We start from the raw sequence: 18,035 nt of genomic DNA, 5'->3' as shown, positions 1-18,035 counted from the left end.
CAGGGTATCAGGCGGTTTGCGCCGCGGGCGGCACCGACTGCCCACGTTCGATGTCATAGAGAAGTCCGCCGCGCCGGGTGTAGTAGACCCAGGTGAGCAGCAGGCAGAGCACATAGAAGATCAGGAACGCCCAGAGCGCGCCGACGGGCGAACCCATCATGCCGATCGAGGTCCCGTAGGCCTTCGGGATAAAGAACGCGCCATAGGCTGCGATGGCCGAGGTAAAGGCGATGATTGCAGCGCTTTCGCGTTCGGATTGGCGACGCTTCGCCTCCGGCTCCAGTTCCGGCATCAGGCGCGGCACCTCTTTCGACATGATGATCGGGATCATCTGGAAGGTCGAGGCATTGCCCACCCCGGTCAGGAAGAACAACGCCATGAAGGCCGCGAAGAAGCCGATGAAGCTGCCCGCGCCAAGCGCCGTGATCACACCGAATGTGGCAAGGATCATCCCGAAGAAGGTCCAGAAGGTGACCCGGCCGCCGCCGAAACGGTCGCTGACCCAGCCGGTGCCAGCACGGCTCAAGGCACCGACCAGCGGGCCGAGGAAGACGAATTGCAGCGCATTCACCTCCGGGAAGGCCAGCTTGGTCAGCAGCGGGAAGCCCGCCGAGTAGCCGATGAAGCTGCCGAACGTGCCGGTATAGAGGATGCACATCAGCCAGTTATGCTTGCGCGAGAAGATGATCGCCTGCTCGCGGAAGCTCGCCCGCGCATCGGCAATGTCGTTCATGCCAAGCCAGGCCGCAGCAGTCGAGATCAGGATGAAAGGCACCCAGATAAAGCCCGCATTCTGCATCCACAGCTGACCGCCTTCGGTCAGTTCCTGCGGCGCGCCGCCCATTGCGCCAAAGACGCTGGTGGTGATGACGATCGGTACCAGGAACTGCATGACCGAGACGCCCAGATTGCCCAGCCCGGCGTTCAGTGCCAATGCGTTGCCCTTTTCCGCTTTCGGGAAGAAGAAGGCGATATTGGCCATCGACGAGGCGAAGTTACCGCCGCCGAAGCCGCAGAGCAGCGCAAGTGTCAGGAAGATCAGATAGGGCGTGTCAGGGTTCTGCACGGCATAGCCGATGCCCAGTGCAGGCAGCAGGAGCGAAGCGGTCGAAAGCGTCGTCCACAACCTTCCGCCGAAGATCGGCACCATGAAGCTGTAGAAGATGCGCAGCGTCGCGCCCGACAGGCCCGGAAGGGCGGCCAGCCAGAAAAGCTGCCCGGTGGTGAACTCAAACCCGATGGCGGGCAGGCGCGCGACCACGACCGACCAGACCATCCAGACCGAGAAGGCCAGAAGCAGTGCCGGGATCGAAATCCACAGGTTCCGTTGTGCGACCTTGCGGCCCTTATCCGCCCAGAATGACGGATCCTCCGGACGCCAGTCGTCCAGAACTCGCGGCATGACGGTCCGTTCCGGGTCGTGGACTTCGGCCAGTTCGGGGAAGCTGGGCAGCTTGTCCAGCACCTCGCCATGCGCCTTGCGCTCCATATTGCGGATCGACAGATGCATCCAAGCCATCGACACGATGACGATCAGGAACAGCAGGACGAAGCAGGAGGTATAGATCCCCGTCAGGTCCAGCAGCGCCCCGAAGATGATCGGCAGGATAAAGCCGCCAAGCCCGCCGATCATCCCCACAAGACCGCCGACGGCGCCGACATGCTTGGGATAATAGACCGGGATATGTTTATAGACCGCCGCCTTGCCAAGGCTCATGAAGAAGCCCAGCACGAAGAGCGTGATGACAAAAGGCACCATGCCCATCTCGGTCGAGAAGGTGATCGGGCCGTCCTTGCCGCGGATCACATAGTCGGTCGGCGGATAGGACAGCATGAACAGCAGCACCGCCGAAAACCCGAAGGTCCAGTACATCACCGTCCGCGCGCCGAAGCGATCCGACAGCACGCCGCCATAGGCGCGGAACACGCTGGCAGCGAGGCTGAAGGCAGCCGCACACATGCCGGCCACACGCACATCAGCAGCGTACACATCCGTCAGGTAGTGCGGCAGCCAAAGCGCCAATGCGACAAAGCCGCCGAAGACGAAGAAGTAATACAAGGCGAAGCGCCAGACCTGAAGGTTCTTCAGCGGCGCAAACTGCTCTGCGAGGGTCGGGGCGGGAATGCCCTTTTCGCGACGTTCGCGGAAATCCGGGTCGTCGCGGGCAACGATGAAGAAGACCACGCCCATCAGCGCGATGGCGGCGGCCCAGATCAGCGCAACGCTCTGCCAGCCCCAGGCCACCAGAACGAAGGGAGCGAGGAATTTGGTAACCGCTGCACCCACGTTACCCATCCCGAAAATACCGAGCGCTGTGCCCTGTTTTTCTGGCGGAAACCATTTCGAGACATAGGCGACGCCAATGATGAATGACCCGCCTGCAAGCCCGACGCCAAGCGCCGCGATCAGGAAGGTCGTATAGCTGTCGGCCCAGATCAGCGCCGCCGTCGCAGCGCCGGTCAGCAGCATCTGCAGCGAGAAGACCAGCCTGCCACCATAACGCTCCGTCCAGACGCCGAGGATCAGCCGCGACAGCGACCCGGTCAAGATCGGCGTGGCGATCAGCAGGCCATACTGGAATTCTGACAGGCCAAGCTGGTCTTTGATCTCAAGCCCGATGATCGAGAAAATCGTCCAGACGGCAAAGCACAGTGTAAATGCGAAAGTGCTGAGCCATAGCGCCCGGTTCTGCTCGGTTTGGTCGGGATAAGATGTATTGCTCATGGAGACACCTCGATACGACTTCCGCAGAAACGACATGTCTGCGGACTTGCGCGTCAAAGACCATGATCCGCCAGCGGAAGCCTTGACCAAACTCAATCGAAGGCCGCCACTGTCGGTCCCAAAGGCAAAACATGCCCTTACAAATCAGGTTTTATAGGTTAGGAAAATTCAACCTAATACGTTAATAATTATGGATGATTTTTCATCTTGTTATTAAAATTTCATACCCTGATAGCGGACTCCAAAGGAAGAGAAACCACGCTCGCTGCGACAATTCTGCACAGCACCCTGCGACCGCCCTCGTCCCTGAGGCGTCCCGTTAATTCAGATGGGATTCGCCGGTCTGGTTCGCTGATATTTCAGCCTCCGCCGCAAGCTCACGGCTACCGGTCGCCAATAGCTGGGCGACATGGGGCGCGAAACTATTCCAGACATCCATGCGAAAGCGATCCGCTGCGTCGTGCCACAGGATAACGGTCACGCCATCAAACACGGTCCGCCGCGCTTCACCCTCCGGGATAGATGCGATGTCGCGCGGGCAGCCGATCGACAGCAGCCCGGCAGCACCCGGCCCTTCAACGCGGAAAGTGATCTCGCGGCCCGACAGATCGACCGCGCTATGAGGATGACCACCATAAATCGCCGCCAGCCGCTCCAGCAGTGCGCCGACCTCATCGACATGCAGCACAAGCACCCATTCATCGGGACCGAGTTGCAGCGCCTCCATCCCCTCACGGCTGGCCCGCTGCCCGATGCGGCGCGGCAGCGACAGGCCAAGCGGGGCGTCAAAGGCCAAGAGATCGCCGCGCGCCCGGAGCGAAACGCGGCCATGCGGGCCGAGCATCTCGACGCGCAGCAGATCCGTGTCAGCCAGTATCTCCGGGTGCAGCGCAGAAAGATGTTTCGCCATGTTCAGCCCTCAACCCGAATTTTCAGGCGCGCGTTGTCGGGATCGTAGAATGCCGCTGGCACAATCTTCGCAGCGATCACCCGGTCAGGCATCGGGATATAAACCGTATCACCCATCCGGCCCTGCCCGCCCTCAATCAGCGCCAGCGCTATGGGTCGCCCGGTCGTTCCCTGATCGTAGGAGGAGGTGACGTGACCGACCATTTTCATCGGCACCAGCTGATCGGGGTCGAAGACGATCTGCGCACCCTCCTCCAGCTTGCTGCGATCCTCGGTCAGAAGCCCGACAAGCTGCTTGCGCCCCTCGGCCACCAGATCGGGGCGCATGAGGCCGCGCATGCCGACAAAATCCGCCTTCTTCTTGCCCACGGCCCAGCCCATCCCGGCATCGTAAGGCGTGACCGTGCCATCGGTGTCCTGCCCGACGATGATATAGCCTTTCTCGGCCCGAAGCACATGCATGGCCTCGGTGCCGTATGCGCAGATGCCGTGATCCTGCCCGGCCTGCCACAGCGTCTCCCAAAGCTGCAGCCCATACGGCGCGGCGACGTTGATCTCGAACCCCACCTCGCCGGTGAAGCTGAGCCTGAAAAGCCGCGCGGGCAGTCCGGCGACCACGCATTCAGCGCAGGACATATGCGGGAAGGCATCGTCGGTCAGCATCACACCTTCAACGAAGGGTTGCAGAAGGGCGGCGGCGCGCGGACCGTTCAGCGCAATGGTCGAGAATTGCTCCGTGGTCGATGTCAGCCAGACATTCAGATCCGGCCATTCGGTCTGGAGATAATCCTCCATCATGTTCAGCACCCGCGCCGCCGCGCCGGTTGTGGTGGTGACGTGGAAGCGGTCCCGCGACAGCCACCCGATCACCCCGTCATCGCGAATGAACCCGTCATCGCCCAGAAGCAGCCCATAGCGGCAGCGACCGGGGGCGAGCTTCGTCCAGGGGTTGGTATACATCCGGTTCATGAACTCGACCGCGTCAGGGCCGACCACCTCGATCTTGCCGAGGGTCGAGGCGTCGAACATTCCCACCCCGTCCCGCGTCGCGGCGCATTCGCGGCGGACGGCGTCGTCCATACTTTCGCCCGCATGCGGGAAGTATCGCGCACGCCTCCATTGGCCGACATTCTCGAACACTGCGCCATGCGCCTCGGCCCAGGGGTCGATCTGGGTCTTGCGGGTGACCTCGAAATGATCGCCGCGATGATAGCCTGCGAAAGCCCCGAATGTCGTTGGCGTGTAGGGCGGGCGGAAGGTGGTCAGCCCGACCTGCGGCTGCGGTTTGCCGAGGGCGTCGGCGGCGATGTTCAGCCCGTTGATATTGGACAGCTTGCCCTGATCGGTTGCCATGCCGTTGGTGGTGTAGCGCTTCACATGCTCGATAGACCGCATCCCCTCCCGCACTGCCAGACGCAAATCCTTGGCTGTCACGTCGTTCTGGAAATCGACGAAGGCCCTGAGGCGGGACGGGTCGCGATTGGTTGGCAACTCGCGCATCGTCTCGCCGCTGCCCTTGCGATCATGATCCACCCGGTAGCCATGCGCCTCGCCTTTCGCTCCGACTGCCTGCACGGCCTCAAGCCCCTTGGCCACCCCGTCATTCAACGCCGCCTCGATGCCCCAAAGGCCACGGCCCGCACCCGCGATCACGCAGTCCTCCGGCGTATCTTGCGGCAGGAAGGTGGTCAGATCGTCGTCCCATTGCAGGCTGCCGCGCGTATGCGAGAACAGATGCAGGGAGGGCGTCCAGCCCCCCGACATCAGCAGGCAGTCACAATAAATCCGCTCGCCCTCGCCAACGGCGCCGCCCTCGACCGGGTTCACCGTCACATGCGCCACGCGCAGCCTCCCGCCGGTCGCGGTCACCGTATGCCCGGCACGGATATGGATGCCGCGCAGTCGGGCGGCCGAGGACAGATCGTCGGACACCCTGTCCCGCGTGTCGATGATCGCCTTGATCCGCGTGCCAGCGTCGCTGAGGTCAAACGCCGTGTGATAGGCACTGTCATGGCTGGTCACGACAACCGCCTCGTCGCCGACCCTCACACCGAAGCGGTTCAGATATGTCTGCGCCGACCCCGCCAACATCACACCGGGCCGGTCATTGCCGTCGAAAACCAGCGGCTTTTCCAGCGCCCCTTGCGCCAGCACCACCTGCAGGGCGCGAACCCGCCAGAGCCTCTCGCGCGGCAGATCGGCAGGCGGTTCGGCCAGATGATCGGTCAGCCGCTCGACCATGCCGATCATGTTCTGGTGGTAGTACCCGATTGCCGTGGTCCGGGTCATCACCCGCACCCCCGCTGCCCGCAGCTTGTCCAGCGTCGCTGCCAGCCAGTCCCAGGCGGACTGGCCGTCGATCACTGCCTGCGGCTCAGACAGAAGCGTACCGCCAGCCTCGGCATGTTCATCCACGATCACCACCGAAAGCCCCTGCTCCGAAGCCGCCTCCGCCGCCGCGAGGCCGGCTGGACCCGCACCCACAATCAGCAGATCGCAATGCAGATAGCGGGAAGCATAATGGTCGGGATCATCCTCGACCGGTGCGACCCCCAGCCCGGCGGCAGCGCGGATAAAGGGTTCATAGATTTTGTGCCAGAAGCTCCGCGGCCATTTGAACGTCTTGTAATAGAACCCCGCGGAGAACAGTATATAGGCCGCGTCGTTCACAGCACCGATGTCGAAGCGCAAACCCGGGTATTTGTTCTGCGAGGTTGCCTGAAGCCCCGGCCAGATATCCTGCATCGTGGCGCGGGTATTGGGTTCGAACCGGCCCGGACCGCGCCTTGTGCCGATCAAAGCGTTCGGTTCTTCGGATCCCGCCGCAACCGGCCCGCGCGGACGATGGTATTTGAAGGATCGCCCCATAAGATGCTCGCCATTGGCCAGCAGCGCAGAGGCGACGGTATCGCCCGCAAGGCCCTGAACGGTTTTGCCATCGAAGCTGAAACTTACCGGGCGCGCATGATCTACGCGGCCCTTGCCGGGGATGCGGAAGCTCATGCGTGGTCCTCCGCGCGCATTACGTCGGGGCGCGGTTCACCCGCCTTGTAGGTGGTCAGGAAGCGGTCGCTGACCGTGTCGCGCACGGCATTGAAAAAGCGCCCGCAGCCGTGGACATGCCGCCAGCGTTCAGCATGCGCGCCGCGTGCGTTGTCACGGATGAACAGGAACTCTTCCCATTCGCTATCCGTACTCTCTGCGGGTCGGGCAGGCCGGATCACATGGGCCTGACCGGCATAAACAAATTCCGCCTCTGGCAGGGTTTCCTCGCAATAGGGGCAATGGATCAGCAGCATGGGAACCTCAATGCGCGACGGCGGCGGCAGCGGCCTCGTCGATGAGGCGGCCGCTACGGAACCGCTCCATCGTGAAGGGCGCGTTGATCGGGTGCGGCTCATCCTTTGCGATGGTCCAGGCGAAGGTATGGGCAGCACCGGGCGTGGCCTTGAACCCGCCCGTGCCCCAACCGCAATTGACATAAAGCCCCGGCACCGGGGTCTTGGAAATGATCGCCGAACGGTCCGGCGTCACATCCACGATCCCGCCCCATTTCCGCAGCATCCGCATCCGGGTGAAGATCGGAAAAATCTCGCAGATCGCGGCGACGGTATGTTCGATCAGCAGCAGCCCCCCGCGTTGGCTGTAGCTGGTATACTGGTCGGTGCCCGATCCGATCACCAGCTCGCCCTTGTCGGACTGGCTGATATAGGCGTGAACCGTGTTCGACATGACCACGCAGGGGAAGACCGGCTTCACGGGTTCAGAAACAAGCGCCTGCAGGGGATAGCTTTCTAGCGGCAGCCGCACTCCGGCGCTTTGCATCACGACCGAGGTATGGCCCGCTGCCGAGATCGCGACCTTCTTCGCCCTGATAAAGCCCTTCCCCGTCTCGACGCCTGCGACCGAGCCGTCGGGGTTGCGCCGGATCTCCGTCACCGGACAGTTCTGGATGATGTCCACGCCGCGCGCCGCCGCCCCGCGCGCATAGCCCCAGGCCACCGCGTCATGCCGCGCCGTGCCTGCGCGTTCCTGCAACGCACCACCGAGAACCGGATGCCGCGAGGTCGGAGAGATATTCAGCGGTGGGCAATACGCCTTGCACTCTTCCGCCGTCAGCCAGCGGTTATCTACCCCGTTCAACCGGTTCGCATGGATATGGCGCTGCGCGCTTTGCACGTCATGGACGTTATGCGCCAGCATCAGCACGCCACGCCGCGAATACATGACGTTATAGTTCAGCTCCTGGCTCAGCCCCTCCCACAGATCGACCGAGTGATCATAAAGCCGCGCGCTTTCGTCATAGAGATAATTCGAACGGATGATCGTGGTGTTCCGCCCGGTATTGCCGCCGCCAAGCCAGCCCTTGTCGATGACCGCGATATTGGTGAGGCCGTGCTGCTTGGCGAGGTAATAGGCCGCGCCCAGCCCATGCCCGCCCGCACCGACGATCACCACGTCATATTCCGCCTTGGGCTGGGCGTCGGGCCATTGCTCCGTCCAATGCCGGTTCCCGGTCAGGGCATTGGCCAGCAAGGTGAGGGCATTGAAACGGGTCATGCGCAGTTCCCGGTCACAAGGATCAGACTTCAGAATAGATCACGCGACAATTTCACGATTGAATATTTGCGCCAAACCGGCTGTAGAATTGCGCCATGCCGGAACAGTCCTCAACTATGCGCCTGCGGGTCGGGTTTCTTCTGGCCGATGACTTCACCCTGTCGGCCTTCGCGAATTTCGTCGATGTGCTGCGGCTGGCAGCGGACGACGCAGACCGATCCCGCCCCATCCTGTGTAATTGGGACGTTCTGTCGGACCGGATGGACACGATCCGGTCAAGCTGCGGTGTGCGGGTTCAGCCGAACAGGTCGCTGAGAGAGGCCGGAAATTACGACTATCTGGTCGTGGTCGGCGGGGTCATGCGCGACACGGCGAGGCTGAATGCTCATATGCTGCGTTTCCTCCACGAAAAGGCGATCCGCACGCCGCTTGTCGGGCTTTGCACCGGGGTGTTCATCCTGCAGGAGGCCGGGCTGCTGAAGGGCTACCGCTGCTGTGTCAGCTGGTTCCACCATCAGGATTTCATCGACAGGTTTGATACGGAGCGCCCGATCTCCGACCAGATCTTTGTCGTGGATCGCGACCGGCTGACCTGCTCCGGCGGACAGGGTGCGGCGCATCTCGCCGCGTTTCTGGTTGCCCGACATATCGGCCAGTCGGCGGCGATCAAGAGCCTGAACATCATGATGATCGACGATGCTCAGGCGGGCGAGCGCCCACAACCCGGCGCGAGAACAGGCCACAATCCGACAGACGCTCTTGTCAAACGCGCCCTGCTGCTGATGCAGCAGAATATCCAGACGCCCTTGCCGCTTGGCAGGGTGGCCGCGCATCTGGCCATCAGCCGCCGCACGCTGGAACGCCGCTTCCTTGCCGATATCGGCCAATCACCGGGTCAGGCCTATCTCGGCCTGCGGCTGGAGCGCGCATTGCATACGCTGCGGACGACGCAGCGCCCGGTCACGGAAATCGCCCTGTCCTGCGGCTTCTGCGATGCGCCGCATCTGGCCCGAACCTTGCGCGCCGAACATGGTATCACCCCGGCGCAGTACCGCCGGGGTTCTCACCAAGCCAGCCGCGCCCCATAGGACCGTAACCCCGCCTGCCTGCCGGGCGCCGACGAAGCACTCAACACAGCGGCTTGCGATTGCGCAAGTGACGCTGCGCCAGCTTCCTGGCCTGCCGACCCGGGGCAAGCAGGCGCGCACCGACCGGGGAATAGCTGTCGAGGATCAGTTCCGGGAAGATCGTCAATATCTCATCCACGGCGTCATCCGGCAGCGCCTTGATCGCCTCCGGCCCCAGATAAAGCGACTCGGTCGCAGCGCCGTTGGCCAGAACGACTTCGTGCCGGTCGAACAGGATATGCACATACTCCACCTCCGCCAGATCGTGCGCTTCCTCGACGCCGTCCAGCCGCAGCAGATGCTTCGCCGCAATCAGGATTTCCTCGCAGTTGAACATACGCCGCGCGATGCGCGAGCGCACCAGCACGCGATGCTGAGGTGAGATGACCAGATCGGTCGACGGGGTATCCGGACCAAGCGCCCCCGACCTGATGCGGATGGGTACGAGATTGGGGTTTTGGGCGAGTTGCCGGGCTGAAAAGCGCCGGCGACCGATCCAGCGCACCGGTTGGGCCGAATGATCCGCCGTCAGGACCAGATCCCCGACACCGAGCGCGTCGACGGCAATCGGACCGCACGGGGTGTCGATGAGCGTACCTGATGTGAAGCAGGGGAAGACCTGTTCGTCTGACAGCAGGAGCGTGCCATTCGGATCATGGGTAGGTGTGAGAGCTACAGCATTGAGCCCTTCGAGTACGTTCGTCAGTGCGCCACCAAGAAGACTGTCGGTTAGCTGCGAAATGGGAAGCGTCAGGTCCACAGGAAGAACCAGAACGGTGCCGCTAACCGTCACCTTCACATAATCATCCGCCAGCGGGTCATCCGTTACGAAATAGAGCTTTTCATCGTCGCCCTTGATATATGAGCCGCTGATTGGATCCACCTGAACGTCGAGATTTGCAACCAATGGCACATTGACATTGAAAGTTGCGATCGACATCGTTCCTGTCCCGGCGAATGTACCGTTCAGTAGGGATGTGTTACTTTCATCAATCAGCGACACGTCATCACCTAGCTTCAACACCGTGGTACCCGTCGCATCGACATCGTATTGGCTGAACTCCGTCGAGCTCCCAATGATGTTCAGTAATTGCGTACCTCCGAGGTCGACTATGGGAGTTTCTAGATTCAGGGGAACTACGGCATCGGGAAAAACGGTAAAATACGGCATTTTCAAATCCTCAAGCAGATCGGACGAGGCGGGAAAAACGGGTGCGTCGGCCGGTGATCGCTTGGTAGAATTAGACAAACTGAACGCCTTGGTATATTTATGCAAAATTTTGCAAATTAACTTAATTTGTTGAAAATATTGACGAATTTAGGATGTTGTGCTCAACCCCGCCGCGTCGACGGGTGGCATTTCCATCGTCACATGCAGGGCGGCAGGGGGACAGCCACGAAGCTGGCCCGGTTCGGAAGGGTTTAACCCCCTCGAAATACAAACTGCCCGCCACTCGCGTGACGGGCAGGGATATCAGGACCAGACGGTCGCGGTTGCGTCAGATATCGAAGCTTACGCCCTGTGCCAGCGGCAGCTCATCGGAGTAGTTCACCGTGTTGGTCTGCCGACGCATGTAGCCTTTCCATGCGTCCGAGCCGGACTCGCGACCGCCGCCGGTTTCCTTTTCGCCGCCAAAAGCGCCGCCGATCTCTGCGCCCGAGGGGCCGATATTGACGTTGGCGATGCCGCAATCGGAACCCACGGCGGACAGGAACGTCTCCGCTTCACGCATGTTCAGCGTGAAGATACAGGATGACAGGCCCTGCGGCACCTCGTTCTGCATCGCAATCGCGTCCGACAGATCATCATAGCCCATGACATACAGGATCGGGGCGAAGGTTTCCGTCCGAACCGTATCGGTCTGCTGAGGCATTTCCGCGATGGCCGGCTCGGCATAGGTGCCGCCTTCCGGAACCCCGTCAATGACGGTTTTGCCGCCATGCACGGTCCCGCCCTCGGCCCGCGCCTTGTCGAGCGCCGCCTGCATTCTGTCGCGCGCGGCATCGTCGATCAGCGGGCCGACCAGCGTCTTGGCATCGCGCGGATCGCCGATCGGCAGGCTGCCATAGGCTTTGACCAGCTTACCCACCAGTTCCTCGCGGATGGAATTATGCACGATCAGCCGCCGAAGCGAGGTGCAGCGCTGACCAGCCGTGCCGACCGCAGAAAAGACGATGGCGCGCACCGCCATATCCAGATCAGCGGAAGGCGCGACGATCATGGCGTTATTGCCGCCGAGTTCCAGAATGGACCGCCCGAAACGCGCCATGACCTTCGGCCCGACAATCGCCCCCATCCGGGTCGAGCCGGTCGCGGAAAGGATCGGGACGTCCTTGGAATTAACCAGCGCCTCGCCAATCTCCGGCCCGCCTATGACAAGCTGAACCAGCCCTTCGGGCGCATCACCGAAGCGATCCAGCGCGCGCTGCATGATCTTCATCGTCGCCATCGCGGTCAGCGGGGTCTTTTCCGACGGCTTCCAGATCACCGGATCGCCGCAGACCAGCGCAAGCGCCGTGTTCCACGACCAGACCGCGACAGGGAAGTTGAAGGCCGTGATGACACCGCACGGTCCCATCGGGTGCCATGTCTCCATCATCCGGTGACCGGGACGTTCGGAGGCAATGGTCAGGCCATAGATCTGCCGGGACAGACCGACGGCGAAGTCGCAAATGTCGATCATCTCCTGCACCTCGCCAAGACCTTCGGACAGGATCTTGCCCGCCTCCAGCGTCACGACCGCGCCAAGTTCCTCCTTGGCCGCGCGCAGTTCCTCGCCCAGCAGGCGAACCAGCTCACCTCGCCGCGGGGCGGGCAGCGTGCGCCACGAGGCGAAGGCCGCCTGAGATGTCGCGATGATCTTTGGCATGTCGGCCGGATCGGTTTCGGCAACCTTCGCCACCTCGGTGCCATCAATGGGCGAACGCACCGAGAGCGTGCCGCCGGTGATCTCAGCGTGGCTCAGCCCCGCTGCCGTCAGAACTTCCTTATGGGTCATGTCAGTCTCCCTTCATCACGATGCCGCGCTGATCCTCCAAACCCATAGAGACCATGAGCGGCGCCTGTTGTTGATGTTTCTGAAAATCGTCTTTCGATCCCATCCCGCGCCACTGGCTCAGGAGCAGGCTTTGCGCGACCGCCCCGCCGAGCGAGTTCCCGGGCCCGGTGATGATGAACAGGTCCGGCGCGAATTCCCGTGCAGCGATCCGGATGGCATGGGTGAAGTCGTATGTCTCCGTCACCTGATGGCCGAGCGTATAGTCCCAGAGCGCATGGGCATCGGTCGCCCCCGGCCACCAGATAGCACCGCAACCGTCGATCAGCGGCAGATCGGGTTGCTGGAAGAGATCAGGCGAAAGCCGCGTCCGGCCCTGCGCGGCCACCGGAGCTTGCATGGTAGAGTGGAAGGCCGCGTGATTGGACAGCCGCATCGGAAACCGGCCCTGCTCCGGCGGAACCGCATCCTCGAAGGCACTCAGCCCGGCTTCGTTTCCCGCAAGCACCAGCATCCCGCCAAGGTCGATGGACAGCGTCAGGGCGTTGCCGGGGCGGGCATTGATCTCCGCGATCTTGCCGAGAAGTTCTGCCTTACGCGCCGCGTCAGGTCTCCAGTCCTCGCCCAGAAACGGATGCACGAGTTGTCCGCCGATCAGCGACTCCTGCATCAGCGTTCCCATCGTGTTAACGACATCAAACCCCGCCTCAGCGGACAGCGCACCGCCGCAGGCAAGGGCAGAATACCAGCCCATCGAATTGCCGGTGACCGCCACGATCTCCACGGTGTCCCGGTCGATGGCCCGGAAATCGCCCAGCGTTGCAGCATAGATCAGGGCGGATGCATTATCCCCACGCGTGTGCCGGGCCACCGAATATCGCGCGGCACCGTCAAGCGCGCTGAGGCTTTCCTGACCGAGGGCCTCGCGACGGCTATCGAAAGATGCGAGCAGCGGCTTGTCAGGGAAATGGCGCGAAAGATAGCCCAACTCCGCCTTGTTATAGGTCCCCCGTCCGGGGCAGATCACGACTGCGGTTTTCATTTTTCAGCCTCCACCAAGGCCATCGCCGCATCGAAGATACTATCGGCGGAAGGCATCGTCGCGGCATAGGCCGGACCTGTCGCAATGAAGCTGTCCTCCGCCGTGATCCGCGCGTGAGGGACCGATGTCCGTTCGCTGAACAGCGCCATAAGCGCCTCCGCAACCCCGCCGCTGCGCCGGGTTTCATCAACGATCAGGATATGTTCAGCCCCGTCCGTCGCGTCGATCAGCGCCTGCGCTGGCAGCGGCGACAGCCAGCGCATATCTATGATCCGTGTCTTGACGCCAGCCTTCGCCAGCCGCGCCTCGGCCTGCCGGGACAGATAGACGCCATTGCCGAAGGTGACGATAGCGAGATCCTTGCCCTCGCCGTGCACGCCAACCTCCCCAAGCGAAACCCGCTCATTCCGCGCCGGGTAGCGCTGCATCCAGCCGCCGTCTTTCGGCGCGTGAAGATCCCGCATCGGGTAAAGGGCAATCGGCTCCAGAAACACTACCAACCGCTGTTCCTCCCGTGCCAGCCGCACGCATTCGCGCAGCATCTTCGCCGCATCGGCACCGTTGGAGGGACATGCGAGAACAAGCCCCGGAATGTCGCGCAGGACCGCAACCGAGTTATCGTTGTGGAAGTGCCCGCCGAAACCCTTCTGATAGCCAAGCCCCGCGATCCGCACGACCATCGGATTGGTGTATTGCCCATTCGAGAAGAAAGGCAATGTCGCCGCCTCCCCCCGCAACTGATCCTCGGCGTTGTGCAGATAGGCGAGGAACTGAATCTCGGGCATCGGGATGAAGCCGTTCTGGGCCATGCCGATCGCGAGGCCGAGTATGGATTGTTCATCCAGCAGCGTGTCTATGACCCGGCTCGCCCCGAACCGTGCCGCAAGCTTCTGCGTAACGCCGTATACCCCGCCTTTGCGACCGACATCTTCGCCCATCAGCGTGATTTCGCCGTGCTCCAGCATCAGGTCGGTCAGCGCCCAGTTGATAAGTCGCGACATGATCTGCGGCTCATCCAGCGCCTTCAGATCGCCACCAAACGCCGCCGCGCGCGCATCCGCCGTCGGACCGTTCGTGGGCTTGCACTTCCGCTTCGGCGGGATCAGGCTCGCCATCACCTCACCGGCGGTTCGCAGCCTTGGGCGAGTGATTGCCTCCTCCGCGATACGGGCCACGCGCGCGCAGCTTTGCTCATAAACAGACAGCGCCTCCGCAGGCGTCATGGCTCCGGCCTGATCCAGAAGCCGGACCATATGCAGAAGCGGATCATTGGCCTCCTCCGCCTCGACCTCTTCGCGCGGCATATAGGTGGTCGGCATATCGGCACCGGCATGACCATATAGCCGGACCGTCCCGACATGCAGAAACGCCGGTTTGCGACGGTGCCGGACCCAAGCCGCCGCCTCATTCGCAACGCGATAGGTTTCGAAGATATCGAGCCCGTTGCAGGCGAAATACCGCATGCCGGGGCGATGCGCGAAGCTTTGCGCGATCCAGCCCCTCGGGGTCTTGGTGGAAATCCCGATCCCGTTGTCTTCACAAACGAACAGCAATGGCAGCGGGATCGACTGAAAGGACGTCCATTGCGCGGTATTGAACGCACCCTGTGCCGTAGAATGATTGGCCGACGCGTCCCCGAACGAACAGTAGACGATGGAGTCGTCCGGAAATTCCTGATGCTCGGGCCGGTGACGAGACGCTGCCCCAATGGAGTAAGCCGCGCCAACAGCTTTCGGCAGATGAGACGCAATGGTCGATGTCTGCGGCGGTATTGAAAGCGCCTTCGACCCCAGAACCTTGTGCCGCCCGCCCGAAATCGGATCTTCAGAGGATGACGCAAAACTCAGCAACATATCCCAGGCAATGGACTGTCCGGGAACCTGCGCGGCACGCGCGATCTGGAAGGCAGCATCTCGATAATGCAGGAATGCCGTGTCTGTCGGGCACAGCGCGGCTGCAACCGCTGCCATTCCCTCATGCCCGGACGATCCGATGGTGTAGAACCCCTGCCCCGCCTTCTGCATCGCGCGGCTCTGCCGATCCAGCGCACGGGACAAGCAAGCGGCACGGTAAATACCAACTGCCTCGCTTGCGAAAAGCGGCCCGGATGGCGGGCTGCCCGGCGGCAGATCGCCATCCGCGACCCTGCGCAGAAAATTCTCGTGTACGATCTCTGCACGATCCATGACTACTTATTCCCAATAAATCGCGCGAGCCAGGCCGTGCATTGGTGATCTGTCATGAAACCCTCCCTCATGCGCCCGCACAACAGCACCGACACCGGACATGATAGTAGCCTGCCACTATTGCGCATAAAAAGCACAAAATAGTAGGTTATAAGTGCGTATTTGTAATGTATGGAGCCATCATGCGCCGTCGCATCCCGTCCCTATCCGCGCTGACCAGTTTTGAAGCAGCCGCGCGTCATGAGAGCTTTACCCTCGCGGCAGAGGAACTTGGCGTGACGCAGGGCGCTGTAAACCGGCAGGTTCGCGATCTGGAACGGACGCTCGGCATTACCCTGCTGCGGCGCGAGGGGCGGGCCATCCGGCTGACCGATGCCGGAAGCCGACTGGCCAACGAACTTGGCGACGACCTCATGAATCTGGACCGCACCATTGAGCGCGCGATCACATCCGGCGAGCAGAAAGCCCATATTTCCATCGGCGCGCCGCCGACCTTCGCCGCCCGCTGGCTGGTGCCGCGGCTTCCGATATACTTGGAAAAGCATCCGGATACGGCCATCTCGATCCGCAGCTATACGGATCGTTTCAATCTGCAGGAAGAGCGGGTCGATCTTGCCATTCATTATGGGATGGCCGATTGGCCGGGCGGGCAATTGCAAAAGCTCTGTCCCGAGGACGTGGTGGCGGTCGTTTCCTCGGATTTGGCGCGTGACCGTAACCTGTCATCCGCTTCGGATCTGGACCACCTCCCGTCGCTGCATCTCTCGTCCCGCCCCGAGCAATGGAACGAATTTCGCGCCGCACACGGGCTTGCCGGACCGGTGCCGGGGCCGAGGCTTCTTTTCGATCAGTTCGCAATGATCATCGCCGGTGCCGTATCGGGATTGGGGGCGGGCCTTGTTCCGTCCTACCTGATCGAAACCGAACTCACGAACGGTTCGCTACAGGTTATTGCTCCCCTTCCAGATACGACCAGCGCGCAATATCACCTCGTGACGCCGGCCGGACAAAATGCCGAAGCCGTCTCGAAACTTTCCGCCTGGCTACGTCGCGAAGCAAGGCAGAGCCAACTGCAGAGGCGGGCCACTTCAGCCATCAAAACCGCCGGTATCTTGCCGGAGTTTTCAGACGACGGAGCGGACTGAACGCCTTACGCTGCGCAAAGCGCGCAGCGTAAGGCGGTTTTGGCAAGGTCAGGAACCCCAATCGCCCCGAGAAGCAGGGGGCCGAACGGGTGTAGCGCACGCGAGGAATTTTCGCCCTTCGACCGTCAGCCCTTAGCTACAGCTGCATCAATATCGCGCCATCCGGACAGCAGCGGCTTCCCAGCATGACACTGCCGCAAGACAAAGTGATTCAGCCGCTTCCCGTCCGGTACTTGCCGGACCGGCGACGCAGAGAAATCAGTCTTGAACAACTGCGGAAATAACATCTCGATCTCCTCCTGCGCCGCCGGGGAAAGCCCTTTCACCACCTCCGGACCCGTAAACAAACTTTCCGTCGGCGTTCCTTCCGAGAAGATCACCTCATGTTTGTCGAACAGAATGTGCCAGTAGGTGATACCGCCGCTTATGCGATCAATTTCCACGCCATCCAACTCGATCAGCTTGATCGCCGGAACCAGAATCTCGCTGGTGTTGAACATGCGCGGAACCAGCGGCGAGCGGGCGAGTACCCGATGCTGACGGCTGACAACAAGATCACGCTGCGGAAGGCCCTGACCTAACGCCCCGGCGCGGATCCGGATCGGACGCAGTTTGGGATTGGCCGCCATGTCCGCCCCCGACACACGCGTCGCACCAATCCACTTGATCGCCTGAAAACCCGAGTCGAGCGTGCGCACCTTGTCACCGACCGAAAGACGTTCCACGGAAGCCACCCCGGAACACGTTTCAATCAATGTCCCGCTGGCGAAGCAGAAAACATCGTCCTGGCTCGACATCGTCGTGTTGTCGAGGATCTGGGTGCTGAAGCTGTTAACGGTGAATGCCACCGGCTTTCTGCCGGGCACGGCGTCCCTGTGGTTCAGAATCGCGGTTCGGAATGTGTCCGTTGGGTTCACGATCACATCCCCTTTCAATTTCACCACCGGGTCGGCCGAGGTGCCGTGACGACCGACAACGAAGGTTCGCGCTCCGTTGTTGCTGGTGATCGAGGTGCCGTCGCTGAAATGGACCGTGATGCTGGTGATGAACATGGATTGGACGAAATAGGCGATGCCGTCATATGTGACCTGAGTGCCCAAATGCCCGGTTTCTCCAGGATGGTTATGGGTCTCCTCCGCATCGTACAAATCACCGTCGCGGTTGCCGTCACCGAAATGGAACCGCTCAAGCTGCCCGGGAATCGTCTGCCGCACATTCAGGATTTGATCCGGCCTGTAGTTATCGTTTTTTCCTACCGGATTCTTCGGCAAGACATTTCTGATAATAAATGTTTGAATATTAAAAATATGTGCCATGTGCTGCGCTCATGTGATCTGAAGAGATC

12 protein-coding genes are annotated in these 18,035 nt (G+C 61.7%); 2 read left to right on the top strand and 10 right to left on the bottom strand.

Annotated features, from left to right (window positions below):
* Window positions 1–7 precede the first annotated feature (7 nt).
* From PAF12_RS14860 to PAF12_RS14840, 5 genes are all read right to left on the bottom strand, one after another.
* Window positions 8–2,725: an MFS transporter gene (locus tag PAF12_RS14860; RefSeq protein ID WP_271107777.1), complete on the bottom strand. Its 2,718-nt coding sequence runs from the start codon at window positions 2,723–2,725 to the stop codon at window positions 8–10.
* A gap of 319 nt (window positions 2,726–3,044) precedes the next feature.
* Window positions 3,045–3,635, bottom strand: a complete 591-nt coding sequence (locus tag PAF12_RS14855; protein ID WP_271107776.1) for a sarcosine oxidase subunit gamma — start codon at window positions 3,633–3,635, stop codon at window positions 3,045–3,047.
* A gap of 2 nt (window positions 3,636–3,637) precedes the next feature.
* On the bottom strand, window positions 3,638–6,637 hold the full coding sequence (locus tag PAF12_RS14850) for a sarcosine oxidase subunit alpha (protein ID WP_271107775.1): 3,000 nt from the start codon (window positions 6,635–6,637) through the stop codon (window positions 3,638–3,640).
* Entirely contained in the window at window positions 6,634–6,933 is a 300-nt protein-coding gene (locus PAF12_RS14845; RefSeq protein ID WP_271107774.1) for a sarcosine oxidase subunit delta, read from the bottom strand. The genes PAF12_RS14850 and PAF12_RS14845 overlap by 4 nt, the downstream gene beginning before the upstream one ends.
* A gap of 7 nt (window positions 6,934–6,940) precedes the next feature.
* Window positions 6,941–8,194, bottom strand: a complete 1,254-nt coding sequence (locus PAF12_RS14840) for a sarcosine oxidase subunit beta family protein (protein ID WP_271107773.1) — start codon at window positions 8,192–8,194, stop codon at window positions 6,941–6,943.
* Window positions 8,195–8,310: 116 nt separating this feature from the next.
* Between PAF12_RS14840 and PAF12_RS14835 the strand changes: the two genes are divergently transcribed.
* The gene (locus tag PAF12_RS14835; protein WP_271107772.1) at window positions 8,311–9,282 is read left to right on the top strand and encodes a GlxA family transcriptional regulator; all 972 of its coding nucleotides are present in this window, start codon (window positions 8,311–8,313) and stop codon (window positions 9,280–9,282) included.
* 40 nt (window positions 9,283–9,322) lie between these two features.
* Here PAF12_RS14835 and PAF12_RS14830 read toward each other — a convergent pair whose 3' ends face one another.
* From PAF12_RS14830 to PAF12_RS14815, 4 genes are all read right to left on the bottom strand, one after another.
* The gene (locus PAF12_RS14830) at window positions 9,323–10,492 is read right to left on the bottom strand and encodes a Hint domain-containing protein (RefSeq protein ID WP_271107771.1); all 1,170 of its coding nucleotides are present in this window, start codon (window positions 10,490–10,492) and stop codon (window positions 9,323–9,325) included.
* Window positions 10,493–10,820: 328 nt separating this feature from the next.
* Entirely contained in the window at window positions 10,821–12,320 is a 1,500-nt protein-coding gene (locus PAF12_RS14825) for an aldehyde dehydrogenase family protein (RefSeq protein ID WP_271107770.1), read from the bottom strand.
* Between the two features lies 1 nt (window position 12,321).
* A complete protein-coding gene (locus PAF12_RS14820; protein WP_271107769.1) occupies window positions 12,322–13,359 on the bottom strand; it encodes an ACP S-malonyltransferase in 1,038 nt (345 codons plus the stop codon).
* The gene (locus PAF12_RS14815) at window positions 13,356–15,545 is read right to left on the bottom strand and encodes an alpha-ketoacid dehydrogenase subunit alpha/beta (RefSeq protein WP_271107768.1); all 2,190 of its coding nucleotides are present in this window, start codon (window positions 15,543–15,545) and stop codon (window positions 13,356–13,358) included. Before PAF12_RS14815 ends, PAF12_RS14820 begins: the two co-directional genes overlap by 4 nt.
* Before the next feature lie 182 nt (window positions 15,546–15,727).
* Here PAF12_RS14815 and PAF12_RS14810 point away from each other — a divergent pair, with 182 nt between their 5' ends.
* Window positions 15,728–16,690, top strand: a complete 963-nt coding sequence (locus PAF12_RS14810; protein ID WP_271107767.1) for a LysR substrate-binding domain-containing protein — start codon at window positions 15,728–15,730, stop codon at window positions 16,688–16,690.
* A 125-nt stretch (window positions 16,691–16,815) separates the two neighbouring features.
* Here PAF12_RS14810 and PAF12_RS14805 read toward each other — a convergent pair whose 3' ends face one another.
* Entirely contained in the window at window positions 16,816–18,006 is a 1,191-nt protein-coding gene (locus tag PAF12_RS14805; protein WP_271107766.1) for a Hint domain-containing protein, read from the bottom strand.
* Window positions 18,007–18,035: the final 29 nt, after the last annotated feature.

This window comes from Paracoccus sp. SCSIO 75233 (genome assembly GCF_027912675.1).
In the GTDB taxonomy this organism is placed as follows: domain Bacteria; phylum Pseudomonadota; class Alphaproteobacteria; order Rhodobacterales; family Rhodobacteraceae; genus Paracoccus.
The sequence above is the reverse complement of the archived record's forward strand: the minus strand, read 5'-3'. Positions and strand labels throughout refer to the sequence as shown.